Origin of the sequence: Salinibacterium sp. SWN167 (assembly GCF_015864665.1) — a bacterium.
Classification (GTDB): domain Bacteria; phylum Actinomycetota; class Actinomycetes; order Actinomycetales; family Microbacteriaceae; genus Rhodoglobus.
Genome location: NZ_JADYWU010000001.1, coordinates 758,175 through 784,674, shown reverse-complemented (window position 1 = coordinate 784,674; position 26,500 = coordinate 758,175). Strand labels below are relative to the sequence as shown.

The window sequence follows — 26,500 nt, the reverse complement described above, 5'->3', positions numbered from 1 at the left end:
GTGCACGGCAGAGACTTTAGCGCTGAGCAGCAGTTTTCTCCGCGAGCTCAGCTTCCCACTTGGCACGCGCATCCACGTTGCGTTGCGTGACCTTGCGGCCTCGTCTCGCGACCAACGCACCCGTCCACAGCGAGACCTCACGGCCCAGCAAACCGGCTGCGATCACAAGCGGATCCGCCAGCGCTGCAAGGAACATTGCGTGAGCCTGCTCCGGAGTATTTTGAATGACACCGTTGATGAGCAAGAGGGCGCCGACTGTACCGAAGTACACGACGAGCCCCACGATGATGCTCGAAAAGACGTGTGCCGCCCAACCTGCGCGGTTCACAATGAGCGCGATCACGATGGCACCAAGTGCGAAGAAGGCGACAGGAACGTAGAACGAGGGCGCCTGCACGAAAGCGACCGCAACTCGGCCCGACTCGGCTGCACCAATGATGACGACAGCGATGGCGAAAACGATCGCGAAGGCGACAGTGGATGCCAGCGCAATGAAAATACCGAATCCACGGTTGCCCGCAACCTTCGGCGGCGTCGGCGCAGTCACATAAACGACCCGGGGCTCACCGGATGCAGCGGCTCCCGTCGTCTCGGCCACCACCGGCTCGGGCTCGGGCTCGGGCTCGGCGACGATCTCGGGCGCCACCACCAGAGCGGGCTCCGCAACAGGCTCCGCTTCAGCTTCGAGCGTGGCGTCGTCGTACACAGCAGACTCAGTGGGCGCAGTAGGCGCCTCGAAGGGATCGACAAGCGGCGTTGCAGCGTCAGAAGCAGCGGGGGTCTCGTCGACAACCACAGCATCCTCGATGTTGTCGTCGTTCTCCGGTGAAGAACCACGCTCTACAGATGGATCGGTCATGACTGATGCCTCCTCGTGCCAGCGACTGATTCGCTCAGTCTACCGAAGCAACCCTCAGAAACGAGAAGAACGCCACGACCCAAAGGTCGTGGCGTTCTTGCAAATCGTACCTAAACGCTATCCGACAGTCGAGTCATCACCGGTTGCGTCAGCGGTGACCGATGAAACTTCCGCACCAGGAAGCACATACACGTATCCGGTTGCCTTAAGCTCAAACTGGCCAGCCTCGTCGCCCTCATCGACAGTGACCTGCCCAACGGTAAAAGCACGAACGGCCTTCTGCACTCGTTCCAGGAACGAATGGACCGCGGCATACTCGCCTTCGATCTCAATGCTGACGGCAACAGCTACCAGCCCAGGCACGGAACCAACTGCTTGGGTGTTCTCGTCAGAGCCTGCCTCGACCTCCGCCGGAGAATCCGCGTCAGCGTCTTCTTCGCCTTCGACGGGCGCAGCGGGAGCTTCATCCGACTCTGGTGCCAACGCGGGCTCAGCGCTCACATACGAGACGCTGTTGAGCGTGACTCCCGCTTTTGCCGCGAGGTCAGCAAGCTGGGCCGCAAAGACCGACGTGTCGTGCGAAGCGGGGATAGCCAACTGAAGCTCTTCGAGCTCGGCGAACAATTCTTCCGAGTTTTCGTCGAGCGCCTTAAGCCGTTCAAGCTCGGTAGCTTTCACCTGGTTCTGCAATTCGACATCAGCAAGTTGCCCGTCAGAATCCACCGACGCGTTGTAGGCAGGGCCCACGCCGACGGCGTAACCACCGGCGAGAATGATGATCACGGCGATTGCGCCGATCAAGGTCCACAGGCGTGTCATGGTCATGATCCGCTCCCCTCTTCAGTCGATTCTTCGGTCGGTTCTTCAGTCGGCGCTGGCGTCGACGTTGGTTCCGGCGCAGGCTCTGGTGCGGGCTCGGCCTCAGCTTCTTCAGCTTCGGCAACGACCCCGTCAAACCGGTGAAGCAACGCTTCGTCGTTCACGAAGATGATGACCGCAGCGGTGTAGGAGCCATCCTCCTCCATCTCGACCGTCACAAGAGTCGCATCCGTGACGCCGTCGACGTTCTGCGCCGCACGAACCCACTTGTCAACGTCAGAAACAGACGGGAAGTTGACTTCCATTGCTAACTGGCCGATTCGCAGTGGGTCAAGCACCGATGTCGACTCGCCGTAGGCCTGCAGTGGGGTCGACGTCTCAAAGCTGTATGACACGACTGCAGATGCACTGGGGAGTAGCTTGTTGAGGCCAAGAACGATGCTATTCAGCGAGATTTCGGTAGAAAGGGCGAAGATCCGAGCGCTTTGCGTGGACTGCACCATCTGACTCGCGACGCGAACATCGTTGTATTCACCCTGCTGCGTGAGCAAGCTTTGGGTGAGCGAGCGCGCGTTCTCGAGCGCGAGGTAGCGCTGCAGGGCATACAGGTTCATACCCGCCGACGCGAGGACTACGACACCAATCGCAATGATTGCAACGAAAATTGCACGGCCACGAGCACGGGCCGCTGCCTTCTTCTGACCGACTTCTGGCGGCAGCAGATTGACGTAGGGCGGGTACGCGGTAGGAACCTTGAGCTCCTTACGAGCCTTAGGTGCTTTTTGCTTATTGTCGCTCATGCGGAAACCCCCGTAACCAATCCCAGTGCCACTGCCATATCGAACGGCGACCCGGTTCCCTTGAGACCACGAGAGACCGCGGTCATAGTGAACGGGTCAGGCAACGATGCCGGCGTCTTCGTGAACTCAGAAACTGTTTCTACGAGGCCCAACAACTGTGAACCGCCACCAGTCATGACGATGCGATCGATCGCACGGTTATTGCGTGCATTCTGGAAGTAAGCGATCGTGGCACGAATCGCCATGAGCGTTTCGTTAACCAGTTCGAACGAGACTTCAAGCGCGGGGCGCTGCTCAGCCGTCGCGCGTGCTGCGACAACGCCGACTGAACGCTTAATTGCTTCTGCATCTCGCGTTGAAATATCGAGGCGCTGTGAAATTCCCTTGGTGATGTCAGCGCCACCGTTGGGAAGGAAGCGGATGAAGTGAGGGACGTGACCCTCCAACGCGACCAACGTGGTCGTCGAAGCTCCGATGTCGACCAACAGTGTCGTCATCGTCGAAAGCTCCGGCGTGGAAAACAAACGCGTGAGCGCAAAGGGTGCGAGATCCACGTTGACGGGTGTCACACCGCCGGCGGATGCAGCATTGACGTTCACGAGAACGGGCGCCTTGATCGCCGCGACGAGCATTCCCTGCAGCATCGGACCGTTTTCGCCCTCTGACTCAGCAGCGGGATAAAAGTCGAGCAGGGCATCCGAAGCAGGAACGGGCAAGAGATCCTGCACCTGGAAGGGCAGCGACTCGCGCACTTGGTTCAGCGGAAGTCGTGGCACCGTTACATCGCGTGCGACAACCTTGGAGTTGCCGTAGCCGATTACGACATCGCGGGTGCGAAAGCCGTTTGCCGACCACAGCTTTTTAATGGATGCCGTGACGGTGGCAGAGTCAATGACCTCGCCCGCGCGCACAGCGCCCTCTGGCAGCGATACTTCACCGAAGCGAAGCACCGTTGGCTTCTGAAGGTGCGGGTTTTCGACTTCAACAGCACGAACTGCCGTTGAGCCGATATCCAGCCCTACTAATTTCTTTCCCATAGTTCCCCCCGGGCCACGGTCAGACGAGACCGGCGGCCACCATATATCCATTCCACAGTTGTGAACCGAAAGCAATGCCTACCCACGCGCCCGCGATCATCCACGGTCCAAATGGGATGGCTGTGCGACGGCCTGCTCGCCGAACAATGAGCAGTGCGATTGCAAAGATGCCCCCGAGCAAGAATGCCGCAAAGGCACCCACCGCTACGACCCCCCATCCGAGCCACCCCAGGTAGAGGCCAAGCACGGCAGCAAGTTTGACGTCGCCCATTCCCATGCCGCGAGGCTGAATGAGAGCGACGATCAAGTAAAAAGTAAAGAGCGCCGCACCACCGAGGAGAGCTCCTAGGAACGCTCCCCAATCGCCGGTGCCAGCACTCGCGACGGCCAGAAGTACGATGCCAACAATGATCGACGGCAGCACGATGCGGTTCGGCAACGTCTGCGTATCCAGGTCGATCAGGGTCAAGGCGATGGAGATCGCTGCCAAATAGAGGAATGCCGGCACAGCCCAGATGAGACTAGTCTCGGCGCCAATCACCGCCGCTACTGCGCCGAAAGCGAGTGCAGTCGCTGCTTCGACCAACGGGTAACGAACCGCGATCGGTTCGGAGCAGTCGCGGCAGCGCCCACGCAACATGAGCCAGCCCAGCACCGGGACGTTGTCGTACCAGCGGATGCGATGTTCACACTTGGGGCAGGCGCTCGGCGGCGACGTGAGGTTCTCGCCCCGCGGCAGCCGCCACACCACTACGTTCAAGAACGAGCCGACGGCAAGTCCCAAAATTACAGCGAAGATAACCAGCAGAGCAGTTGCTGTCATCGAGCAGCGCCTGATGCCTCGAAGGCCGGCTCCACTTCAATCCACACGTTCACACCATACGTGGTCGTGACGGGCGAAAGGAACTTCGGCGGGGCGGTGTACTTGAGGCGACCGTCGTAGACATAGTCCTTGACGTAGCCGCCACTACCACTGCGCACGATTCCACGGAATTTCTGCGCGATAGCGCCGTTGACAGTCAGTGTTCCCCGACCGCCTCCGATGCTGGGATTCTGCACGGCAAAGGTGTGGCCGACGGAGAGGATGGCAGCGTCGATGCGGCGGTTCGTGCCGCCAAGCAACGTGTGGTGGTAGTAACGGTTGTCACCCGTCGTCGGATTCCAGACCCATACTGCATCGTTTCCGACCAGGCCGAGGACGTCCTCTTGAGGATCGTTATATTTGATGTCGCCCGTGACGTACACATAGTGCTCGGCTGACAACGTGGTCTGTCCACTCAGCGTGCCCTTCACGAACAAGTCGCCGTTGCGGCAGTCGTAGCTTCCATTGGGAGCGACTTCGTAGCGGATCGGGTACCCGATTCCGTTACCGTTGCCGTTGCTGTCCTTGTATCCGCTTTCGCCAACGCAGGAGAGTCCACTCGGGCGGTTCCAGCTTGCCCAGTAGTTGGGGTCGCTAGAAACACTGGGTACGTTCTGCACGTAGATCACGTTGCTCGGCGGCAAGGTGAAGGTGGCTCCGGAGCTGCTGTTGAGCTGCGAGACGCTTCCGCACATTGCGGGGGTGCTGCCTCCGGTAGCCGGTGAACCCGTGATCTGGGTCTTCTTGGTCCACGGGGAGTGCACCGTGATGGTGCCGTTGGAGTTCAGCGTGATCTCGGTGGGACCGGTGTACAAGCAGCCGGGACGAGGAACGCCATCGGTAACCAGATCGGAACGTGTCTCGCGCAAGTGCTGTGAGTTCGTCGCCGGCATTCCGATTACCGGGCTGAAGCTCGGCGATCCGGGGATGTCGAAGTACTGGCCGCTGCAGTAGTTGCCATTTGAGTCACGAGAGTTGTACTTGTTTCCGCTCGAGGGACGGTAACTCGTCGTTACGGCACCGAGGAAGCTTGCGCTGCAAATACGGATGGTGTCGTTCGAGTGGACGGGGCCATCGATGGTGTCACCGCCGGAGAAGGCGATTTCACCGCAGTTCCCTGAAATGCTGCTTCGACCATCCCACCAGTACTTAACGCAACTGCTAGGGGCGCTACTAAACGAGGGGTCCATGATCTCGTAGTCAGTGAAGTACAGGAAGTCGATGAAGCCGGACTGACGAAGGTCTGCCACGATCGTGCGAGTCTCGCCACCAACTTTTCCTGTCGACCGCACGCGGATAGTTCCGCTGCTCTGGTACTTAGAGTTGTCGACTTCGTAGCGGAAATACGAATCATCGGCGCTACCGGGAACCTTGACCCACGTTTCGCCGGCAGTAACGTTGAACGCAGGGTTCGCGTTTGTTCCCGTGGGAAGGCGTACGTCACTCGTCGACGAAAAATCTGCGGCCGGATTGCCATACTGCACGTACGACGTGTCTTCGGAGAGTCGGCTCTGGTAATCCTCAACGCCGGCGTAGGCCGCTGCCAGCGATGCCGACCACTCTTGAGTCGCGGCTGCTTGGCGGAACCCACCGGTGGCGTACGCGACGGCGGTCGTGACAAGAAGCCCGAGAACGACGGTGATACCAATCACCATGGGCAGGGCTGCACCCTGTTCGCCACCGATACGAGCACGAAGAAAACGGATCATCGATCGATTCCAATCCTGGAGAACCCTAGGTTCGGGATACCTACGGTATTTTCGAGAGTCGCGGTTTTAGCATTACCGGTCGAATCGGTTTGCACGGTCATCGTCACTTTCACCGCGGCGATCTGACGACGGTCAGCTTCGGAGAGAGAGCCGCCAGAAGGAATCGTCAGCTCGACGTTGTCTTTCGTGAAGAAGCGGAAAACAGGGGTCGAGCCCGAAGCGATTTGACGCACCACAGTGCGCTCAGAGGCGGCAGTGCTGTAAAAGGAGAAGTAGCCGGAGGACAAGGGCCGCGCATCCCAGCGAGTTTCGACCAGAGTGCGGTCGCCAGTGATTTCAAACTGGACTCTGACGGGCTCTGGACTCAGTGCATCCGTGTCCAGATAGGCCTGCAAAACCACGTTCTCAGGACTAGCGAAGCTAAAAACTGGCTCGTTCAACGTTGCCGATGCCACCGGGTTCTCTGTTCCCGAGCGAATAACACGAGTGAGCTCGTTCATTGCGATCGTGGCGGCCGAAGTATTTGCGCTAGCGGAGCGCTCTTCGCTGAAGGTTCGCGTGAAGGTAATAAAGATCGTCATGACCATCGCGAGGAGCATTCCCATGAGCGCGATCGTGACGATGAGTTCGCTCAGCGTCACGCCAGCGTCGTCACGACGGAGTCGTGACACCCGCGAAAACAGTGCAGTCCGAAGTCTTTGCATTAGCTAGCCACCCGCGGGTCGACAGTCACTACGCCAGCAACAGTTTCTGTTCCGCCCACGATGGGAGCGAGGACGCTACCGAGCCCGAGCGGAAGCCAGATGCCTGCGATGCGCCGCTCGACTTCCCACGTTCCGTAGGGCAAAGCGATGTACTGAGTGCTGGCATCCAAGGTATTGAAGTTCAACGTGATGGACTCGGTGCAGCCCGGGTCACCGCTGCCGACTACCGGCGCTGTCGACTTCACGCGAATCTTAGAACCTGCGATACCGCTCACATCGACGAGGCCCATCGGCACGACCATGTCGACGCTGTCGCCAGGGTTAGCCGCAACGGCAGCCGGATCGGGAGAACGGTAGGTGACTCCCGCGACATCTTCCTCCGGCCACAAGGCAGGGTTCGGAGACGCACAATAGTCTGCGGTGCTCGCGGGGTCTTCCGGCTTGGGAATGTACTCACCAGCGATTCCGACATAACCGGACCGCCACGGGAAGAGATCTACATTGCGGGTGAGGCTCGTTGTACTGGCCGTGTCGGCGTAGACACCATAGGAGCTGAGGAACGTGGTATCCATATTCTTCGGGATTTCAACGTCCGAAGGTACCGGGTCTGAAACGTAGCTCAGGTCGAAGCGAGCGGCGTCGTCGTAGTTGAACGAGACTGAGCTCGCGGTTCCGGCAACGACCTGGGTGAGCTGCGACGGCGACGACGACTGCCCGTCGTCGGTGATGTATCCCGAGCGCGACACACTCACGTTGTAGTTGCCAGGAGCAACCTTCAAAATGAAGCTGCAGCCTTGAGCATCGGTCGCCGCGGGCGACGTCGAAAGACTTTGAGCGCCCTCTGCAGGAGACGCAGGGCTGGCATTCACGCTCACGCCCGACGATCCTTCGCCGGAGCCGCCGAGGACCGACACCAGAATGGTTCCCAGTGCCGGGTCATTGATGCGGTCATCCGGAGCAAGAAGCGTGTCGAAGCGAACAGGCTCTGTGCCTTCGCGCATGTTGGGCCAGCTGACCTCGACGTTGATGCGCTTGTACTGGAGCGTTCCACCGCCCGAACCGCAGGACGCTGCGGTATTGCTGGAAGGAACCCACGCGGTAGAGCGAGAGACCGTGAAGACGTCGCCGTTGAGCGTCTTGGTGTAGGTCTCATCAAAGAGTGTGAAGACATCGCCGGCGTCACGTGCCAGGTCGACCTCTTGAGCAGCCAAGTTGGTGGCAACAACGCGAGCGCGGTTGTCGCGGGTGATGGCCAGCACCGTGGTGAGGGTCTGCAATACGCCGAGCGATACGATCGCGAAGATCATCATCGCGACGAGAACCTCAAGAAGGCTCAATCCTGACTCGGAGCTACGAAGACGCTGTAGAACCTTATTCATGATGAGCCCTTTCGTGCGGGTGTTAAGGGTGTGCAAGTCAAGCTGGGAGATGGGTTCTCCCCGGTGAGAGCGATCACTCTCGGATGGACCGGAAACGGGGCGCCGCCGCTTGGCGACGCCCCGTCTCGGTGAGCCCTAGAGGACTAGGACTTTACGGTTACACCAGTGGAGCTGGTGTAGGTCCAGGTGGGGTCGGTGTATTCGGTGTGAGTAACGATGAACTCGTAGCTCGTCGCGTCAACCGTGCCGAGGGTCAACTCAACAGAAGGCGTCGGCTTGTAGCCGTTGTCGGTGAGTCCGGTGAGGTCCATGCCGGTGAAGGCACCGTTGTGGCTTACCGCGAAGGTCTCAGCTGCGATAACAGCGTTAGCGATGTCCGACTTGACCTGTGATTCCCAAGCGCCCTGGCGCTGGTTGAGGAAGAAGGGGATAGCGATCGCGGCAAGGATGCCGATGATCAGAACAACGACGAGGAGCTCAACGAGAGTGAAGCCCTTCTGGTCGTTGTCGAGGTCGTTGCGCTTGGTGCGCAGTGCTTCGTTCAAACGTGCGATCATTTTGGTTTTCCTGTCTGTGGTTCGGATCTTGGACAGGGGCCCCCAGAAAAAATTAGCTTCTCAGCCCCCCACAAAAAATAATGCCAACATGTGGGCAACCTGAGAATCCCACAAACGGGGGTGAACCGCTCGAATCACGCCCCCAGTCTGAGGGGTGACACGCGCGTCGGTGCCGGTTTTGCGCCCTATTCGTGGGTAATGACGGCCGGAATGTGCCGCCGCTCCCACCGACACCGCAGTAAACCGCAGCCGGCTATTTCATCGCCGCGGCGGCCTCCTGGTCGTTAAAGACCAAGCGGGGGCATCGCGACTCGGGTCGCGACGCCCCCGCTTGGGCCTGCTAGGTGCCTAACGGCTAGGGACTACTTGATCTGGTCGAAGATGGCGAAGATCGGCATATAAAGCGCGATAACCATGACACCGACGATTGCACCGATGACACCAATCATGAGGGGCTCAATAAGCGCCGTGAGCTGCTCAGTAGTCTTTTGAACCTCGTCGTCGTAGAAGTCAGCGATCTTTGACAGCATGACCTCCATTGATCCGGAGTCTTCACCAACCGCGACCATCTGAGTCACCATCGACGGGAACACCGTTTCTTTCGCCAACGGCACTGAAACCGACTGCCCCGAGCGGACAGCATCGGCAACGCGACGCAGAGACTCTTCGATGACATAGTTCCCCGACGTCTCGCCGACGATCGACAGCGCCTGAAGAATGGGAACACCGGCACCGAGCATCGTTCCAAAGTTGCGCGTAAAGCGCGATATCGACACCTTGCGGAACAGCGGGCCGAAGACGGGCATCCGGAGCTTCCACGGGTCGAGGAACTTCCGGACCCGCTCCGTGTGCTTGTTCTTGCCCCACCAGACGCTGAAGACGATGCCACCGATCACGAGGATCGGCGCGACAATGACCATCGCATCCGACATCCACACCAAGATCTGGGTCAGTAGCGGAAGCTCACCGCCCAGGTCGGCGAACATCTCCTCGAAGACCGGAACGATGAACAGCAGCATGCCGATAACCGCCGCGATAGCCATGATGAGCACAACAACCGGGTAGGTTAGCGCCGACTTAATGGTTCCACGGAGCTTCACCTCGCCCTCGAAGTTATTAGCGATCGACTCGAGGGCATTGTCGAGGAACCCGCCAGTTTCACCCGCGCGAACGAGGTGAATCATGATGGGCGGGAAAACAGTGCCGTGCTTGGCGAACGCGTCGGAGAGCGTGCCACCGGTTTCCACGTCCTGACGAATCTCGGCCAAAGCCTTCGCCAACGTGGGGTTCTCGGTTTGCTCCGACAGGATGACCAGGGCGCGGATCAAGGAAAGACCCGAGGAGATCATCGTCGACATCTGACGGCTCATCACCGCGAGGTCATCAAGCCCAACACCCTTTTGCAGGAAGGAGATATTTATCTCCTTGTTCAGACCTGTTCCGGAACCAGCCTCGGTTACTGAGATCGGGCTAATTTCCATCGCACGCAAACGGGTAAGAACAGCGTTCTCGCTCGAAGCGTCGATGCGGCCTTTGACGACCTTGCCCGAGTGATCACGGGCCTTGTACTCATAGGACTTCGTGCCTGACGTGGTGGCGGCCATTATCTCGGTACTCCCGTTGAGTTGTCGCTCATCAAGCGATGCATGCCCTCAGGGTCATGCGACTTCGCCAGCGCGGCTTCTTCGGTAATAGCACCCGATTTGGCGAGGCCAGCAAGGTGCTGGTCCATTGTGTGCATTCCTCCACCGCGACCTGCTTGCATCGCTGAAGGAATCTGGTAGATCTTGCCCTCACGAATGAGGTTTCCGATAGCGGGAGTCATCGTGAGCACCTCAGTGGCTGCTACTCGACCCTTGCCACTGGCTTTTCGCACGAGTGTCTGACAGACGATGCCCTGGAGCACGGCAGCGAGCTGAGTACGAACCTGGCCCTGCTGGTGCGGCGGGAAGACGTCGATGATGCGGTCAACGGTTTGAGCGGCATCCTGCGTGTGCAGGGTTGCGAACACAAGGTGACCGGTCTCCGCTGCGGTTAGCGCGATAGAGATCGTCTCGAGGTCTCGAAGCTCACCAATCAGGATGACATCGGGGTCTTGACGCAGAACGTGCTTCAGCGCCGCGGTAAACGAGTGAGTATCGCGGCCAACTTCTCGCTGGTTGACGAGTGACTTCTGGTTTCCGTGCAAGAACTCGATCGGGTCTTCGACCGTAACGATGTGGTCAGCACGCGTGCGGTTGACGAGGTCGATCAGTGCGGCGAGCGTTGTCGACTTTCCCGAACCGGTCGGCCCGGTTACAAGAACGAGCCCACGCGGAAGGCCAGCGAAGTTGCCGACCGACTCCTGAATTCCGAGGTCCTTGAGCTGCTTGATCTCGGTCGGGATGATTCGGAAAGCGGCACCAAGGTTTCCGCGATCCATGTAGAAATTCACGCGGAAACGCGCGGCCTCAGAGAGCTCGAACGCGAAGTCGAGCTCGAGTACCTCAAGGAATTGCTCTTCTTGGTTCTGGTCGAGGATGCTGAACAGAGCAGCGCGAGTGCGATCTTTATCCCACTCCCCCATGCCCTTGAGCGGCTGAAGTCCACCATCAACACGGATCATCGGAACAGCACCCGATGAGATGTGAAGGTCAGAGGCGCCGGTGTAAACAACTTCCTTGAGCGCCTCGAGCAGCTCAGGGCTTGATCCTTCACGCGCAGTAAGTTCCATGTCGGGGCGCAGCTCGCGGGCCTCTTCGACAATCTCAGGAACAGAAAGCAGCTGCGACTCGCGAGCGGGAGTGGGAGCGGGCTCGGCAGCGCCGAAACCACTCGTGAAGCTCAAAAGCCCCTCGTCCACTCCAGGCGGCGGGAAGTTCAGGGCTTCATCTGCCTCCGGCGCAACCTCGGGCAGGTCAAGCAGACCACCCTCAGCAGCAGCAGCGGACGGCGGCGGGAACGCCATCGTGGGCGGATCCAACGGAACCTCATTCAGGATTTCCGTGGGGCTTTCGCCGGCATCAGAACTAGCCTCGGTAAAGTACGGCACCTCGGCCGCCGTCGGCGACGGAATAGGCGGTGCTGGCGGTGCTGCAGCAACAGGCGGTGCCTCGTCGACAGGCGGAGCCGCCGGGGCCGGCATGGAAGCGCCAGCGGCCGACGTTGCTGCCGACGTCTGGGACATTGCGCCCGCTGCGGCTTGACGGAACAGCTCATCGAGCGAGTCGATCGAGGTGACCGGCTCAGTTGCCATGCGGCGTGCACGACGCCCGCCCTCGGCAGCAGCATCTGCTGCCGGTGTAGCGACCGGCTCGGCCGGAGCTTGCGCGGCAGGCTCCGCTGGTGCGGCTGGGGCCGGCGGCACCGGTGGCGCTGAAGCAGCAGTGTCGGTGCTCTTGATCGAGCCAGACGGCGGCGGAATCGTCGGAAGCGGCGAAGCCGGTACCGTTGCGGCCGATGCCGACGGCGCCGCGCCCGTCTGCGCCCACTCCGGGAACGCTGACGACGATGCTTGTGGATTGCTCGGGCCAGGAACGCTGGTTCCCGGCATGGGCGGTGGAGCATCCGCCGGGACGCTCTGCCCGGAAGGCGCGCTCTGTCCCTTCGGTGTGAACAAACTTTCGTCTACCGATTGCGACGGGATGTCGTAAATCCGCTTAGCCATAATTCCCCCAGATACTTCGTCTTATGCGACGACGCGCAAAATCTCTTCAATGGACGTCAGGCCCAGTTGAGCCTTCGCCCAGCCGTCCATGCGCAGAGTGCGCATCCCCTGATCGATCGCGACGCGGCTGATCTCCGCACTCGACGAACGAGCAACAGCAAGACGTTCAATCTCTTCGGACACTGCCATCACTTCGTGCAGTGCGATTCGACCGCGGTATCCCGTCTTGGAACACACGGTGCACCCAACAGGTGCGTACAGGGTCGGCATCGGACCTTCTGGGTTGAAGCCGACCTTCAAGTTAACGAGGTCCTGCGGGTTGTGAGCCGCAGGCTGCTTGCAGCGATCGCACAGGCGTCGTGCCAGTCGCTGGGCGACGACACAGTCGATAGCGGAGCCGACCAAGAACGGCTCGATGTCCATCTCAATCAGTCGGGTGATCGCGGCAGGTGCGCCGTTGGTGTGCAGGGTGCTCAACACGAGGTGGCCAGTGAGAGCGGCTTCGATCGCGATCTGCGCCGTCTCTTGGTCTCGAATTTCACCGATGAGAACAACATCCGGGTCAGAACGCAGAATCGAGCGCAGCGCACTCGCGAACGTGAGGCCGGCCTTCGGGTTAACCTGCACCTGGTTGATGCCCGCCATGCGGTACTCCACCGGGTCTTCAACCGTGATGACGTTGATCTCGGGACGAGCCACCGCGTTGAGCGTCGTGTACAACGTGGTCGACTTACCGGAACCCGTAGGCCCGGTAACGAGGATCATGCCGTACGGCTTCGTGTATGCCTCTTTGAAGATCTTGGCGTTGTGCTCCAGCAGATAAAGCTGGCTCAGGTCGAGCGTCGTGTTCGAGTTATCGAGAATACGCATAACGACTTTTTCGCCGTATACGGTCGGCAACGTTGCGACACGAAGGTCAATCTTCTTCTGACCGTGGATGACAGAAATACGGCCATCCTGAGGCTTACGTCGTTCAGCGATGTCCATCTCGGCCATGATCTTCAGGCGCGAGATCACACCGTTCTGGATCTGACGCGGTGCGCGCTGCATTTCGTGCAGAACACCGTCGATGCGGTAGCGCACTCCGAGGTCATGCTCACCGGGCTCGATGTGAATATCCGACGCCTTGTCTTGGATGCCCTGGCTAATCAGCAAGTTCACGAAGCGAACGATAGGTGCGTCGTCTTCGGTCGGCTCATTGTTATTCGAGGCAAGCGCGACATCCGTGGAGGTCGCTTCTTGCTCGAGTTCGCTGGAGAGGCTCGAGAGTTCGCCATCAGCACGGTGGAAACGGTCGAGGGCTGCTTGGAGATCGCTGCGCTCAGCAACGACGGTGCGCACTTGGCGACCGGTGGCTGCACGGATGTCATCGAGGGCGAAGATGTTGCCGGGGTCGACCATGGCGAGCACGAGGTATCCCTCGCTGAACGCGATCGGCAAAACCTCGTGGCGGCGGCAAATCGAGGCCGGTGCAAGCGCAACAGCCTGGTGGTCAACCGCGAAGTCAACGAGCTCAACGAACGGCACTCCAGCCTGCGCAGCACGCGCGGACGCGAGTTGTGCCGGCGAAATTGTTCCGCTGTCGAGTAGATTTCTGACGAGGGCTTCCTCATCAGAGTGCGAAGTTCCTACAGAATCAATGCTCTCAATCGGCATCATTCCGCGAAGAATCAATACTTCAGCAAGTGTTGTCACGCGTGCCTCCCCCCAAGGTCCTAGCGGAGTCCAACGCTAATCGACTCACATCTGCACCACTAGCCCCACTTGTGAGGGGTAGTCAGGACGTTTCAGGAAGCCCATTCGCCGCGAGTCGCAGCATTAAGTGCCAAATTGATGTTTTTTTCGACGTAAACGGCCAATCGCGGCAACGCGCATTCAGTCACGACATCGGCAATATCTTGCGCGTGACGATGAGCACACGCCTGCACAGTGGATCGCGCCGCTGCCACGCACGTCGGACACGGCTTGGTGGAACGCGCATCCGTGCCGGGGCAGTGTCGCTCTTCATGCAACGAGACAGCAAGTTGGAACGTCACAACTTCCAGTGTTTCCACGAACGAGTGGATGAGGTCGTGCGGCCAGTGACCGCGGCGATCAGCAGCGGCGAATTCAGATTCGCGGCACGTGACACAACCAGCTTCGGTTCCGGGAGCGGGGCTGCGCCATTCGGAGACCATGCGATACCAGCGGTGAAGAGAGCAGTCAATCAGATCATTAACGGCGTGACGATTCACAAGCCCTCTGCCCCCTAAGTAGTCGTACGAGTTGATCGTGTCACTGGGTGCCCACTTCTAACAGTCGTCATTATCAATGACACCCGTTTGGGGGACAGACAGAAAGTTCCGGTAGATTTGTCTGTGGTAACTGCAATCCTTTGCCAACAACACGCCTACCCCGATCCGAACGAGGCACCATTGACAACGCAGGACCAACCACCACGCTCCTACCGAGTGGCACACGTGGACGACCACGAAACTGTGCAGCTCGGCTTCGCGTCGTTGCTCGGCCACTGCCCTGACATCACCCTCCTTGCCTCAGCGTCGAGCGTAAGCGACCTCGAATCGGTGGTGCACCTCCTCGACCTCGTCGTTCTTGACGTGCGCCTCTCGGACGGCAGCACCGTCGAACAGAACGTCGCGTGGCTGCGCGAGCGCGGGCTCAACGTGTTGGTGTTCACCGCTGCAGACAATGCCTCCGAGGTGCGGGCCGCATCCCGGGCAGGCGTGCTTGGTATTGTGCGCAAATCGGAAGCACGCGACATCATCGTCGATGCTGTGCGCGAAGCAGCGTTGGGCAATCCTGTGGTCACGACCGACTGGGCTGCCGCGCTCGACTCCGACCCCGAGCTATCGGCAGCCGGCTTGAGCCCGAAGGAACAAGAGGTGCTCGCCCACTACGCCTCAGGCGATAAGTCTGTTGCGGTCGCCCACCGCGCTGGACTCTCCACCAGCACCGTTGCCGAGTATGTGCGCCGCATCCGCCACAAATATGCGATGGCCGGGCGCCCCGCCCACACCAAAGTCGACCTCTACAAGCGCGCGGTCGAAGACGGCATCCTTCCTCCTCCCAGTTCATGAAGAAGGGCCGCAGCGTGATCAGCCTCATGAGGACGCCGCCCGGTTCCGAAGGTGCAGAACTCGGGGTTGTCCGGAGTATGACAACCGTGCTGGCGGCGGCAACACTCTTCTTCTTGGCGCTCACCGCTAGTTCGTTCTTCGATCAGGCGCAGTATTCCTATCCCTATTGGCAACTCGTCGCCGGCATTGCCGTCTTTGGAACTCCCCTAGTGATGGTGGCCGTCGCGCCGTGGAGTTCCTTGCACCAGCTTCGCATTCTCCATGGGGCATATGCCGTCATCTTCGCGATCGCGGTGCTGAGTTGGGTGCCCGCTTTCATCAACGGCCCCATGCCCGGCGAGATGGCCCCCTGGACCGTCGGCCTGACTGCGCTCGGCACCGTACCCGCGGCGATAGCCTGGCGTCCGGTCGCAGCGTGGGCCTTTTTGCTCGGTAATTCCTTTGCGATCACGCCCATTCGTATCCTTGCTGATGGTGGCGCCGACGTCTCACTCGCCGTGCAATTCGCGTTCTTCACCATCACGGTGTGTGCCGCATTCACCGCGGTGGCTACCGTGGCGATGGGTGCTGGACGTGAAGTGGATGCCGCAACGGCCGCCGCTCGCACGTCAACCATGCGTGCCGCAGCCCTCACCGCGCGTGGAGAGGAGCAAGCTCACCTCGACGCGCTCGTGCATGACGAAGTGATCGCCACAATCTTTGCCGCGGCCGGCGCCGGTCGCAGCGATTCCTCCTCCACCCGACTTCAGGCGGCCCGCACCATCGCCCGCCTGAGAGAGCTCAAAGACGCGACCGCAAGTGTCCCCGAGCTCATCCACGTCGACTACCTAATCCAGGGCCTCACGACATCCATCAATGAGACGACGGATGCCGCCACCTTCACTGTCGAGGGCACCCGACGAAAACCGCTCCCGTCGTCGATCGCAAGTGCGCTCATCGAAGCCACCGTCGAAGCCTTGCGCAATAGCGTCGTCCATGCGGCGGCCACTGTCGAGCCCGTCAGCCGCGACGTGCTCTTGCGGCTCGCTACCGACCGGGTAGAAATATCGGTGACTGACGATGGGCAAGGATTCGATCCACAGAGTGTTCCCGCGAACCGGCTTGGCATTGTGGTCAGCATTCTCGGCCGGGTGCAGGCACTTTCCGGCGCCTACGCCACCGTGGTGTCAAAACCCGGCGAGGGAACGTGCGTGACTGTGGGGTGGACCGAATGAAACAAGATGCCACTCAATCTCGACGCCTTGAACTGCCCCAAATAACCGGTCGTGGTGCCCATCTATTGATCTGGATCTACTTCGTCACGATGTCGTCGCTCGCACTGCTCTCACTGGATGACGTGCGATCCCCTGTGCCGGTGTACATCTCCATTGGGTTGTTCGCCACCATCTGGTTCGTCCTCACGCGAGACACTCACCCACGGGTGAGCACCGGAGTGAGCGTGTACGTCATCGTCGCCAGCGTTGCCGCTTCCGCCCTCTCCTCCGACAACGCCATCACGGGAGGGTTCTCGCAGTGGTACGTCGGCGCCGGAGCCATCGCGATGTTCTACCTCAGCTTGCGCCGCCGTGACCTTCTCGCGTGGATCGGATTCGCCGCAATCGGCACGACCGTCATCCTGTGGGGCTTCACAACGGACGACCGGCTCCTCGAAGCAATTGTGCTCGTTGCGCGCCAAGCACCTTTCGTGCTGGTCGGCTCTCTCTTCTCTCTGGGCATGCGCCGCACCAGCCAGCGTTTGGACGGCATCCATGAGGCTGAGACGGCACGCGCCGCCGCAGAAGCTGCGGCGCTCGCTCGCACAGCGGAACGTTCCCGCCGGCTTGTTGCCCTCGACTCAGCCGTGGGGCCCCAGCTGCAACGCATAGCGGATGGAGTTGAGTTGACGACGGCGGAACGCGACGAACTGCTCATCGCTGAGGCGCGCTTACGAGATAGTTTGCGCGCCCGCCAGCTCGACCTGCCCGAGATTGTGGCCGCAGTGCAGCGCACCCGGCGACGAGGAATCTCGGTGGTACTGCTCGATGACCGCTACCCTCTGCCGCTGCCCTACGGCACTCTGCCGATCATCACAGAAGCCGCGGTGCGCATCCTTGACTCCGCCAACACCGGCGCAGTCACGATCCGTTTACTGCCCGCTGGCCGGCCACTGCTGGCCACGCTCGTGGCGGATGACGACGAGTACTCCCGCATCGAAATTCCGTCGCTCTAGCGGCCAACTTCAGTCGCACGACAAAGGGCCCCCGTCGCAATGACGAGGGCCCTTCGTGGTATCACCCGGAGGTGATGCCGAGACTACTTAGTTGTAGGTTCCCGGCGTGGAATCATTCGAGCTGAAGCTGTCGAAGTCGACGAAGCTCAAGTCGCTCTCGGTGAGGCTTGCGTCATCAGCGAAGATGCGGTTGGGGTAACGTTCGGCTTTCGCCTCTTCCGTTGCCTCGACCGATACATCGCGGTAGCGCGGCAATCCCGTACCAGCCGGGATGAGCTTACCGATGATGACGTTCTCCTTGAGTCCCATGAGCGGGTCAGACTTGCCTTCCATGGCCGCCTGCGTAAGAACGCGGGTGGTCTCCTGGAACGACGCAGCCGACAGCCACGACTCCGTTGCCAGCGAGGCCTTGGTGATACCCAAGATCTCCTGACGCGCGGATGCCGTTGCCTTGCCCTCGGTGAGAACACCGCGGTTGAGCTCGTTGTACTTCGAACGGTCGACCAGCTCACCCGGAAGGAGTCCGGTGTCACCGTGGTCAACAACAGTCACCTTGCGGAGCATCTGACGAACGATGACCTCAATGTGCTTATCGTGAATCGGAACACCCTGCGAGCGGTAAACGCCCTGGACACCATCGACGAGGTGCTGCTGTACGGCACGGACACCGCGAACACGAAGAACTTCCTTCGGGTCAACGTTTCCGACGTGCAGCTGCGTGCCGAGCTCAACGTGCTGGCCATCCTCGATGAGGAGGGTTGCGCGACGCAGAATCGGGTAAGCGATGGGCTCGTCACCATTGTCTGGCGTGAGGATCAGCTTGCGGCTGCGGTCGGTGTCTTCGATCGTGACGCGACCAGCGGCTTCTGCGATGGGGCTTGCACCCTTAGGGGTACGAGCTTCGAAGAGTTCCGTAACGCGGGGAAGACCCTGCGTAATGTCGTCTGCCGAAGCAACACCACCGGTGTGGAAGGTACGCATGGTCAGCTGAGTACCGGGCTCACCGATCGACTGTGCGGCGATAATTCCGACAGCCTCACCGATGTCAACGAGAAGTCCCGTTGCGAGCGAGCGGCCGTAGCAGACTGCACACACACCAACAGCGGACTCACACGTGAGTACCGAACGAACCTTGATGCTGTGAACACCAGCAGCCACGAGCTTCTCGAGCAGAACGTCTCCGACGTCTGCACCAGCAGCAGCAACTACATCGCCCTTGTCGTTGGTGGCTTCCGCAGCAAGGCTGCGAGCGTAGACCGAGTTCTCAACGTTGTCGTCGAGGATCCACTTGCCATCAGCGTTCTGCGCTGCGATCGGCATGTCGAGTCCCTTGCGGGTGCCACAGTCGTTTTCACGAATGATGACATCCTGCGACACGTCAACGAGTCGACGCGTGAGGTATCCCGAGTCTGCAGTACGCAGTGCGGTGTCAGCCAGTCCCTTACGAGCACCGTGAGTCGAGATGAAGTACTCGGCTACAGTCAGGCCCTCCTTGTAGGAGTGAACGATCGGGCGAGGAATGATCTCACCCTTCGGGTTCGATACCAGACCACGCATACCGGCGATCTGACGAACCTGCATCCAGTTACCACGAGCACCAGACGACACCATGCGGTTGATGTTGTTGTCGGTGCGGAAGTTGGACTGCATGGCAGTCGCTACTTCTGCGGTTGCCTTGTTCCAGATCTCGATGAGCTCCTGACGACGCTCGGCGTCGGTCGTGAGTCCCTTCTCGTACTGGCCCTGAACCTTGGCTGCGATCTTCTCGTAGCGGCCAATGATCTCCGGCTTGTTCGGCGGGGTCACGATGTCAGACAGCGCAACGGTTACACCGGAGCGAGTAGCCCAGTGGAATCCAGCGTCCTTGATCGCGTCAAGAGCTGATGCAACATCCACCTTCACGTACCGCTCAGCGAGGTCGTTGACGATAGCCGAAATCTGGCCCTTGTCAGCGAGTGCCTCAATGTACGGGTAGTCCTTCGGAAGCGCCTCGTTGAAGAGGGCACGACCGAGGGTCGTCTCCATGAGCTTGGACTGACCCTGAACGAAGCCCTCAGGGGCATCTTCTTCAGAGAGGTACACGTTGTCGAGACGCAGACGCACCTTGGCGTTGAGGTCGAGCGAGTGCTGATCGAACGCGAAGATCGCTTCAGCAACCGACGAGAACGCGCGGCCTTCGCCAGCAACGCCTTCCTTGAGCGTGGTCAGGTGGTGCAGACCAATGATCATGTCCTGGGTGGGCAGGGTCACTGGGCGACCGTCAGACGGCTTGAGGATGTTGTTGCTTGCGAGCATCAGGATGCGAGCTTCAGCTTGTGCTTCAACCGACAACGGAAGGTGAACAGCCATCTGGTCACCGTCGAAGTCAGCGTTGAACGCAGCACAGACGAGGGGGTGAAGCTGAATAGCCTTACCCTCAACGAGCTGAGGTTCGAATGCCTGGATGCCCAAACGGTGCAGTGTTGGTGCACGGTTCAGCAGCACGGGGCGCTCGCGGATGATCTCTTCGAGGACGTCCCAGACCTGCGGACGTGCACGCTCAACCATGCGCTTAGCGCTCTTGATGTTCTGAGCGTGGCTCAGGTCGATCAGGCGCTTGATAACGAACGGCTTGAACAGCTCGAGAGCCATCTGCTTCGGGAGACCACACTGGTGCAGTTTGAGCTGCGGTCCCACGATGATTACCGAACGACCGGAGTAGTCAACGCGCTTTCCGAGCAGGTTCTGGCGGAAACGACCCTGCTTACCCTTGAGCATGTCACTCAGGGACTTGAGGGCACGGTTACCAGTACCCGTGACGGGGCGACCACGACGACCGTTGTCGAACAGTGCGTCAACGGCTTCCTGAAGCATGCGCTTCTCGTTGTTGACGATGATCTCGGGAGCACCGAGGTCAAGGAGTCGACGCAGACGGTTGTTGCGGTTGATAACACGACGGTAGAGGTCGTTGAGGTCGGAGGTCGCAAAGCGGCCACCGTCCAGCTGAACCATCGGGCGAAGCTCCGGAGGAATAACCGGGACAACGTCGAGCACCATCGCGGCCGGCGAGTTGCCGGTCTGAAGGAACGAGTTGACTACGCGCAGGCGCTTGATGGCGCGGATCTTCTTCTGACCCTTGCCGTTAGCGATCTGGTCGTGCAGTTCAACGCTCTCGAGAGCAAGGTCGAAGGCCTGAAGGCGCTTCTTGATTGCCTCGGCACCCATGAATGCTTCGAAGTAGCTACCGAAACGGTCCTGCAGTTCCTGGAAGACAGAGTCTTCAGGCTTCAGGTCACCGATCTTGAGGGTGCGGAAGTCTTCCCACACGCGCTCAAGCTGAGCAATCTGCTCATCGATCGACTTGCGCAGCTGAGACATTTCTTTCTCAGCAGCATCCTTGACACGACGCTTCTGGTCGGCCTTCGCACCCTCTTCTTCAAGAGCGGCGAGGTCTTCCTCGAACTTGGTCAAGCGGTCAGCGATGCGGGAATCGCGCTGGCCCTCAAGCGTCTTGATTTCGAGACGGATCTCGTTCTCAAGCGCAGGCAGGTCAGCGTGACGGCCCTCTTCGTCAACCGAAATGATCATGTATGCAGCGAAGTAGATGACCTTTTCGAGGTCCTTCGGTGCCATGTCAAGCAGGTAACCGAGACGACTCGGAACACCCTTGAAGTACCAGATGTGGGTAACCGGAGCAGCAAGCTCGATGTGACCCATGCGCTCACGGCGCACAGCCGACTTGGTTACTTCAACACCACAGCGCTCACAAACGATGCCCTTAAAGCGGACACGCTTGTACTTGCCACAGGAGCACTCCCAGTCGCGCGAAGGTCCAAAGATCTGTTCGCCGAACAGACCATCTTTCTCCGGCTTGAGTGTGCGGTAGTTAATGGTCTCTGGCTTTTTTACTTCACCGTGCGACCAGCGACGAATGTCGTCGGCGGTAGCGAGACCGATTTTGATTTCATCAAACGCGTGAACGTCGAGCAATTTATCTTCTCTCTTCGAAAGTTCTGCAGTCGTGGTCGGTCGAGTTAAATCTCGTCAACAGACGAGGACTCGAACCGCGCGGAAATGTTGATGCCCAACTCTTCAGCGGCACGGAACGCTTCATCGTCCGTGTCGCGCAGGTTGACCGTTGAACCGTCGGCCGAAAGAACTTCGACGTTGAGGCACAGCGACTGCATTTCCTTGATAAGAACCTTGAAGCTCTCGGGGATACCGGGCTCCTGAATGTTCTCGCCCTTAACGATGGCTTCGTATACCTTGACGCGACCGAGGATGTCATCCGACTTGATCGTCAGAAGCTCCTGCAGAGCGTAGGCGGCACCATAGGCCTCGAGTGCCCACACTTCCATCTCACCGAAGCGCTGTCCACCGAACTGAGCCTTACCACCGAGTGGCTGCTGAGTAATCATGGAGTACGGACCGGTTGAACGAGCGTGGATCTTGTCGTCAACGAGGTGGTGCAGCTTGAGGATGTACATGTAACCGACCGAAACGGGAGCCGGGAACGGCTCACCCGAACGACCATCGAACAACGGGGTCTTACCCGTGTGGTCGATGAGACGAACGCCGTCACGAGTAGGAGTCGTGGAGTCAAGAAGACCCGCGATTTCCTCTTCGTAAGCACCGTCGAATACAGGGGTAGCAACCTTGGTTCCTGGTGCAGCGCTGAACGCTTCCTCAGGAAGGTTCTTCGCCCACTCCGGCTTGCCTTCAACTTCCCAACCCTGCTTCGCAACCCAACCGAGGTGAGTTTCGAGAACCTGACCGAAGTTCATTCGACCGGGGATACCGAGCGGGTTCAGGATGATGTCGACCGGGGTTCCATCGGCCAAGAACGGCATGTCTTCGACAGGCAGAATCTTGGAGATAACACCCTTGTTGCCGTGACGACCAGCGAGCTTGTCACCTTCGGTGATCTTGCGCTTCTGGGCGATGTACACAACAACACGCTGGTTGACACCCGAGCCGAGCTCGTCATCGTTGTCTGCAGAGAATTCCTTGACAGCAATGATTGTGCCCTGCTCACCGTGGGGAACCTTCAGCGAGGTGTCGCGAACTTCGCGGCTCTTCTCGTTGAAGATGGCACGGAGCAGACGCTCTTCAGCCGAAAGCTCAGTCTCACCCTTAGGCGTGACCTTGCCGACGAGGATGTCGCCGGGGCGAACCTCTGCACCGATACGGATGATTCCACGCTCGTCGAGGTCAGCCAAAAGTTCTGGGCTAACGTTCGGCAGATCGCGCGTGATCTCTTCCTTACCGAGCTTGGTGTCGCGAGCATCCACTTCGTATTCTTCGATGTGGATCGACGACAGTACGTCATCCTTAACCAGGTTCTGGCTCAGGATGATCGCGTCCTCGAAGTTGTGACCCTCCCACGGCATGAATGCCACGAGGAGGTTCTTTCCGAGTGCGAGCTCGCCGTTCTCGGTTGCAGGACCATCAGCGATGACCTGACCAACTTCGACGCGCTCTCCGGCGCTGACGATGACGCGGTGGTTGTAGCTCGTGCCCTGGTTAGAGCGGTCGAACTTGCGCAGGAAGTATTCCTGCGTTCCGCCCTCATCGAGCTGAACAACAACGACGTCTGCTGAAACCTCAGAGACAACACCAGCCTTGAGCGTGGTGACAACGTCACCAGAGTCAATTGCGGCGAAGGCTTCCATACCGGTTCCGACAAGCGGGCTCTCGCTGCGCAGCAGCGGGACAGCCTGACGCTGCATGTTGGCACCCATGAGTGCGCGGTTTGCATCGTCGTGCTCGAGGAACGGGATGATCGAGGTCGCTACCGACACCATCTGGCGCGGCGAGACATCCATGTAGGCAATGTCTTCAACGGGAACGAGGTCAACCTCGCCACCCTTCTTACGTGCAAGCACGCGAGGCTCAGCGAACTTCATGTCCTTCGTGAGCGGTGCGTTTGCCTGCGCGACGATGTAGTCGTCTTCGTCGCTTGCAGTCAGGTAGTCGATGGTCGTCGAAACAACGCCGTCAATGAGGCGACGGTACGGGGTCTCGATGAAACCGAATGCGTTAATACGTGCGAACGATGCGAGCGAACCAATCAGACCAATGTTGGGGCCTTCAGGAGTCTCAATCGGGCACATACGGCCGTAGTGAGAGGGGTGAACGTCTCGAACTTCAACACCAGCGCGCTCACGGCTCAAACCACCTGGGCCCAGCGCCGAAAGGCGACGCTTGTGGGTCAGTCCCGCGAGCGGGTTGTTCTGGTCCATGAACTGCGAGAGCTGCGACGTTCCGAAGAACTCCTTGATCGCGGCGACGACGGGGCGCACGTTGATCAGGGTCTGCGGGGTGATCGCTTCGATGTCCTGTGTGGTCATGCGCTCACGAACAACACGCTCCATACGGCTGAGGCCGGTACGAACCTGGTTCTGGATGAGCTCACCAACAGCACGGATACGACGGTTGCCGAAGTGGTCGATGTCGTCAATGTCGAGACGAACGGCAACCTTCTTGCCATCGCGGACGCCCTTAACACTGGCTACACCGCTGTCGCTTACCGAAACGTTGGGTGCCGAAGTGTCGTGAAGCGAAACCATGTACTTGATGGTCGCGATGATGTCTTCAACGGTGAGTACCGACTCTTTAATGTCAGTGTCGAGACCGAGCTTGCGGTTGATCTTGTAACGACCAACCTTCGCGAGGTCGTAGCGCTTCGAGTTGAAGTAGAAGTTGTCGAGAAGCGCGCGTGCGGCTTCTGCAGCAACCTGCTCGCCGGGGCGAAGCTTGCGGTAAATGTCCTTGAGCGCCTCTTCCTTGGTAAGGATGTTGTCCTTCTCCAAGGTGGCTTCGATCGACGGGAAGCCCTTGAACTCCTCGAGGATCTCTTCGCTGGACAGGCCGAGGGCCTTCAGGAAGACCGTGACCGACTGCTTGCGCTTGCGGTCGATGCGAACGCCGACCTGGTCGCGCTTGTCGATCTCGAACTCAAGCCAAGCACCACGGCTCGGGATGATGCGAGCCGAGTAGATGTCCTTGTCGGACAGCTTCTCGGGCTGGCGGTCGAAGTACACACCAGGCGAACGGACGAGCTGCGAAACAACTACGCGCTCGGTTCCGTTGATGATGAAAGTACCGCGAGCGGTCATGAGGGGGAAGTCGCCCATGAAAACAGTCTGAGTCTTGATTTCACCGGTGAGGTGATTCATGAACTCAGCGTTCACGTAGAGAGGCGCAGCGAAAGTCTTGCCGCGCTCCTTGCACTCGTCAATCGAGTACTTGGGTTCTTCAAGCTCAGGATCAGTGAACGACAGTTGCATCGTCTCGCCGAGGTCTTCAATCGGTGAAATCTCTTCAAAGATTTCATCGAGACCACTACGAGTCGGCAGATCGGTACGACCAGCGGCAACACCGTCAGTTACACGGTTCTTCCAGATGTCGTTTCCGACGAGCCAATCAAAGCTCTCGGTCTGCAAGGCGAGCAGATCGGGAACCGTTAGCGTGTCAGTGATTTTTGCGAAAGAAAGCCGCGAAGCTGAGCGGCCGTTTTTCGGGGACTTATTGGTGGACGCATCGCGCGCAGCAGCCAAGGAACAACCTCCGTGAACCCCGTCGGGTTCGTCTGTCAAGATAAATGACGGTCGGTAATGAAATGCTCACCAGAAACGCCCCGCCGCTATACTCGGGGCACCCAGCTGTCCGCAATATGACTGCTTAATTTGTCTGGGAGCGCAAGGACCTACTATAAGCCGCTATGCCGCGCCGTGTCCACCCAATTCTTGACCTAAACCGCAAATTCGACTAGGGGTTTGCTGTGAGTCCCGCCGCACGCTTCTTCGCCGCCATCGCTCCGAAGGCCTCCCAGATGAGCCGATGGGCGTTGTTTACGGTGATGTCGGCGTGGTCGTAGGCCGGCGCGACCTCCATGACATCGAAACCAACGACATCCGTTTCGAGCACAATCTGGCGGATAATGCGCAGCAAATCAATGGGCGCGAAGCCACCGGGCTCTGGCGTTCCTGTTGCCGGCGCGAAGCCGGGATCGAGCACATCGATATCAATCGAGATGTAGACCTTGGATGCTCGAGCCTTCGCCGCCGCGATAATCTCGGGAATCATCTCCTTGACGCCGCGCTCCCAAAACTCTTGCATCATGAAGTGTTTGAGACCGTTGTCGCGCATCCACTTCTGATCTTCTTCTCCCGGCCAGTAGCCGCGCAGGCCGACCTGCACGAAGTTGGGGCCAGGGATCGCGCCCGATTCAATGAGACGACGCATCGGGGTTCCGTGGCTGGCGAGGTTGCCCTCGAGAATGTTCGCGGTGTCGGCGTGGGCATCGAAATGAATCATGACCACATTGCCAAAACCGTGGTGCTCGGCAACCGCAGTGGCTGCCGGCCACGTGATGGAGTGATCTCCGCCGATGATGAACGGGATGATGCCACGACTGGCAACTTGAGAGACGCGATCGAAGATGGCCGCCTTCGATAGCTCCCACATTCCGTGACTCGTAATGGCATCCCCGTAATCGACAACGTCGAGGTGGTCGAAGATCTCGACACCAAGATCGAGGTGATAGGTGCCGGGGTCGTAGGCGCTGGCGCGCAAAGCACGAGGCCCGAAGCGGGCACCGGGGCGGTTGGTGGTGCTGTCATCCCAGGGGGCACCTACGACCGCGACATCCGGTTTCCAGGAATCGAGCTGCTCTGGCTCGCTCAGCATCGGTCGCATTCCGAACGTTGCCGGCCCCACGTAGGACTGCGCGTTCAATTGCGCCTTGAGGTGGGGAGGGAGTTCGCGGTTCACATCGGCCATGCTTCACCGTACCGCCCAGCGGTTCTGGCGCCCGCGAGCGCGGCTGCATGTCTGTACGGAGTGTGGCAAAGTCAATGCC

The 26,500-nt window shown here is 59.5% G+C and carries 20 protein-coding genes; 4 read left to right on the top strand and 16 right to left on the bottom strand.

Annotation, left to right across the window (positions count from 1 at the left end):
* Positions 1-16: 16 nt before the first annotated feature.
* The 11 genes from I6E60_RS03660 to I6E60_RS03610 all read right to left on the bottom strand — a co-directional run bounded on the left by I6E60_RS03660 (position 17) and on the right by I6E60_RS03610 (position 11,961).
* A complete protein-coding gene (locus I6E60_RS03660; RefSeq protein ID WP_197178961.1) occupies positions 17-859 on the bottom strand; it encodes a hypothetical protein in 843 nt (280 codons plus the stop codon).
* Positions 860-976: 117 nt separating this feature from the next.
* The gene (locus tag I6E60_RS03655; protein WP_197178960.1) at positions 977-1,684 is read right to left on the bottom strand and encodes a hypothetical protein; all 708 of its coding nucleotides are present in this window, start codon (positions 1,682-1,684) and stop codon (positions 977-979) included.
* Positions 1,681-2,478 carry a fimbrial assembly protein gene (locus I6E60_RS03650; protein ID WP_197178959.1) on the bottom strand — a complete coding sequence of 266 codons (798 nt, stop codon included), beginning with the start codon at positions 2,476-2,478 and terminating at the stop codon, positions 1,681-1,683. Before I6E60_RS03650 ends, I6E60_RS03655 begins: the two co-directional genes overlap by 4 nt.
* On the bottom strand, positions 2,475-3,515 hold the full coding sequence (gene pilM / locus I6E60_RS03645; protein WP_197178958.1) for a type IV pilus assembly protein PilM: 1,041 nt from the start codon (positions 3,513-3,515) through the stop codon (positions 2,475-2,477). Before pilM ends, I6E60_RS03650 begins: the two co-directional genes overlap by 4 nt.
* A gap of 19 nt (positions 3,516-3,534) precedes the next feature.
* Complete coding sequence (locus I6E60_RS03640) at positions 3,535-4,338, bottom strand: A24 family peptidase (protein ID WP_197178955.1); 804 nt, start codon at positions 4,336-4,338, stop codon at positions 3,535-3,537.
* Positions 4,335-6,086: a hypothetical protein gene (locus I6E60_RS03635; RefSeq protein WP_197178953.1), complete on the bottom strand. Its 1,752-nt coding sequence runs from the start codon at positions 6,084-6,086 to the stop codon at positions 4,335-4,337. Before I6E60_RS03635 ends, I6E60_RS03640 begins: the two co-directional genes overlap by 4 nt.
* Complete coding sequence (locus I6E60_RS03630; RefSeq protein WP_197178951.1) at positions 6,083-6,790, bottom strand: Tfp pilus assembly protein FimT/FimU; 708 nt, start codon at positions 6,788-6,790, stop codon at positions 6,083-6,085. Before I6E60_RS03630 ends, I6E60_RS03635 begins: the two co-directional genes overlap by 4 nt.
* The gene (locus I6E60_RS03625; RefSeq protein WP_197178949.1) at positions 6,790-8,169 is read right to left on the bottom strand and encodes a prepilin-type N-terminal cleavage/methylation domain-containing protein; all 1,380 of its coding nucleotides are present in this window, start codon (positions 8,167-8,169) and stop codon (positions 6,790-6,792) included. The genes I6E60_RS03630 and I6E60_RS03625 overlap by 1 nt, the downstream gene beginning before the upstream one ends.
* Before the next feature lie 143 nt (positions 8,170-8,312).
* The gene (locus tag I6E60_RS14600) at positions 8,313-8,726 is read right to left on the bottom strand and encodes a prepilin-type N-terminal cleavage/methylation domain-containing protein (RefSeq protein ID WP_197178947.1); all 414 of its coding nucleotides are present in this window, start codon (positions 8,724-8,726) and stop codon (positions 8,313-8,315) included.
* A gap of 362 nt (positions 8,727-9,088) precedes the next feature.
* Positions 9,089-10,330 (bottom strand): type II secretion system F family protein, encoded by a 1,242-nt coding sequence (locus tag I6E60_RS03615; RefSeq protein ID WP_197178945.1) that lies wholly within the window; start codon positions 10,328-10,330, stop codon positions 9,089-9,091.
* Positions 10,330-11,961, bottom strand: a complete 1,632-nt coding sequence (locus tag I6E60_RS03610; RefSeq protein ID WP_304611049.1) for a type IV pilus twitching motility protein PilT — start codon at positions 11,959-11,961, stop codon at positions 10,330-10,332. Before I6E60_RS03610 ends, I6E60_RS03615 begins: the two co-directional genes overlap by 1 nt.
* Here I6E60_RS03610 and I6E60_RS03605 point away from each other — a divergent pair.
* On the top strand, positions 11,942-12,358 hold the full coding sequence (locus tag I6E60_RS03605; RefSeq protein ID WP_197178943.1) for a hypothetical protein: 417 nt from the start codon (positions 11,942-11,944) through the stop codon (positions 12,356-12,358). The genes I6E60_RS03610 and I6E60_RS03605 overlap by 20 nt on opposite strands.
* A 35-nt stretch (positions 12,359-12,393) precedes the next feature.
* Here the strand turns inward: I6E60_RS03605 and I6E60_RS03600 are convergent, their stop codons facing one another.
* Positions 12,394-14,067 (bottom strand): GspE/PulE family protein, encoded by a 1,674-nt coding sequence (locus tag I6E60_RS03600; RefSeq protein ID WP_197178940.1) that lies wholly within the window; start codon positions 14,065-14,067, stop codon positions 12,394-12,396.
* 92 nt (positions 14,068-14,159) lie between these two features.
* On the bottom strand, positions 14,160-14,606 hold the full coding sequence (locus I6E60_RS03595; RefSeq protein WP_197178938.1) for a hypothetical protein: 447 nt from the start codon (positions 14,604-14,606) through the stop codon (positions 14,160-14,162).
* A 225-nt stretch (positions 14,607-14,831) separates the two neighbouring features.
* On the opposite strand from I6E60_RS03595, the gene I6E60_RS03590 reads away from it, so the two are divergent.
* The 3 genes from I6E60_RS03590 to I6E60_RS03580 all read left to right on the top strand — a co-directional run bounded on the left by I6E60_RS03590 (position 14,832) and on the right by I6E60_RS03580 (position 17,658).
* Positions 14,832-15,449, top strand: a complete 618-nt coding sequence (locus I6E60_RS03590) for a LuxR C-terminal-related transcriptional regulator (protein WP_307784369.1) — start codon at positions 14,832-14,834, stop codon at positions 15,447-15,449.
* 77 nt (positions 15,450-15,526) lie between these two features.
* Positions 15,527-16,663, top strand: coding sequence for a sensor histidine kinase (locus tag I6E60_RS03585; protein ID WP_231601116.1), 1,137 nt, complete (start codon positions 15,527-15,529; stop codon positions 16,661-16,663).
* Positions 16,660-17,658 (top strand): hypothetical protein, encoded by a 999-nt coding sequence (locus I6E60_RS03580; protein WP_197123064.1) that lies wholly within the window; start codon positions 16,660-16,662, stop codon positions 17,656-17,658. The genes I6E60_RS03585 and I6E60_RS03580 overlap by 4 nt, the downstream gene beginning before the upstream one ends.
* Before the next feature lie 87 nt (positions 17,659-17,745).
* Here I6E60_RS03580 and I6E60_RS03575 read toward each other — a convergent pair whose 3' ends face one another.
* The 3 genes from I6E60_RS03575 to speB all read right to left on the bottom strand — a co-directional run bounded on the left by I6E60_RS03575 (position 17,746) and on the right by speB (position 26,421).
* On the bottom strand, positions 17,746-21,627 hold the full coding sequence (locus I6E60_RS03575) for a DNA-directed RNA polymerase subunit beta' (protein WP_197123062.1): 3,882 nt from the start codon (positions 21,625-21,627) through the stop codon (positions 17,746-17,748).
* A 44-nt stretch (positions 21,628-21,671) separates the two neighbouring features.
* Positions 21,672-25,196 carry a DNA-directed RNA polymerase subunit beta gene (gene rpoB, locus I6E60_RS03570; RefSeq protein WP_197106487.1) on the bottom strand — a complete coding sequence of 1,175 codons (3,525 nt, stop codon included), beginning with the start codon at positions 25,194-25,196 and terminating at the stop codon, positions 21,672-21,674.
* Positions 25,197-25,407: 211 nt separating this feature from the next.
* Complete coding sequence (gene speB / locus I6E60_RS03565; RefSeq protein WP_197178935.1) at positions 25,408-26,421, bottom strand: agmatinase; 1,014 nt, start codon at positions 26,419-26,421, stop codon at positions 25,408-25,410.
* Between the last annotated feature and the right edge of the window lie 79 nt (positions 26,422-26,500).

What these genes read in the sequence shown, in the direction of transcription:
- I6E60_RS03610 (WP_304611049.1), bottom strand. Translation starts at nt 11,961, where the DNA reads ATGGCAACTGAGCCGGTCACCTCGATCGACTCGCTCGATGAGCTGTTC.
- I6E60_RS03640 (WP_197178955.1), bottom strand. Translation starts at nt 4,338, where the DNA reads ATGACAGCAACTGCTCTGCTGGTTATCTTCGCTGTAATTTTGGGACTT.
- I6E60_RS03650 (WP_197178959.1), bottom strand. Translation starts at nt 2,478, where the DNA reads ATGAGCGACAATAAGCAAAAAGCACCTAAGGCTCGTAAGGAGCTCAAG.
- I6E60_RS03655 (WP_197178960.1), bottom strand. Translation starts at nt 1,684, where the DNA reads ATGACCATGACACGCCTGTGGACCTTGATCGGCGCAATCGCCGTGATC.
- I6E60_RS03630 (WP_197178951.1), bottom strand. Translation starts at nt 6,790, where the DNA reads ATGCAAAGACTTCGGACTGCACTGTTTTCGCGGGTGTCACGACTCCGT.
- I6E60_RS03615 (WP_197178945.1), bottom strand. Translation starts at nt 10,330, where the DNA reads ATGGCCGCCACCACGTCAGGCACGAAGTCCTATGAGTACAAGGCCCGT.
- I6E60_RS03660 (WP_197178961.1), bottom strand. Translation starts at nt 859, where the DNA reads ATGACCGATCCATCTGTAGAGCGTGGTTCTTCACCGGAGAACGACGAC.
- I6E60_RS03635 (WP_197178953.1), bottom strand. Translation starts at nt 6,086, where the DNA reads ATGATCCGTTTTCTTCGTGCTCGTATCGGTGGCGAACAGGGTGCAGCC.
- I6E60_RS14600 (WP_197178947.1), bottom strand. Translation starts at nt 8,726, where the DNA reads ATGATCGCACGTTTGAACGAAGCACTGCGCACCAAGCGCAACGACCTC.
- I6E60_RS03625 (WP_197178949.1), bottom strand. Translation starts at nt 8,169, where the DNA reads ATGAATAAGGTTCTACAGCGTCTTCGTAGCTCCGAGTCAGGATTGAGC.
- speB (WP_197178935.1), bottom strand. Translation starts at nt 26,421, where the DNA reads ATGGCCGATGTGAACCGCGAACTCCCTCCCCACCTCAAGGCGCAATTG.
- I6E60_RS03585 (WP_231601116.1), top strand. Translation starts at nt 15,527, where the DNA reads ATGACAACCGTGCTGGCGGCGGCAACACTCTTCTTCTTGGCGCTCACC.
- pilM (WP_197178958.1), bottom strand. Translation starts at nt 3,515, where the DNA reads ATGGGAAAGAAATTAGTAGGGCTGGATATCGGCTCAACGGCAGTTCGT.
- I6E60_RS03580 (WP_197123064.1), top strand. Translation starts at nt 16,660, where the DNA reads ATGAAACAAGATGCCACTCAATCTCGACGCCTTGAACTGCCCCAAATA.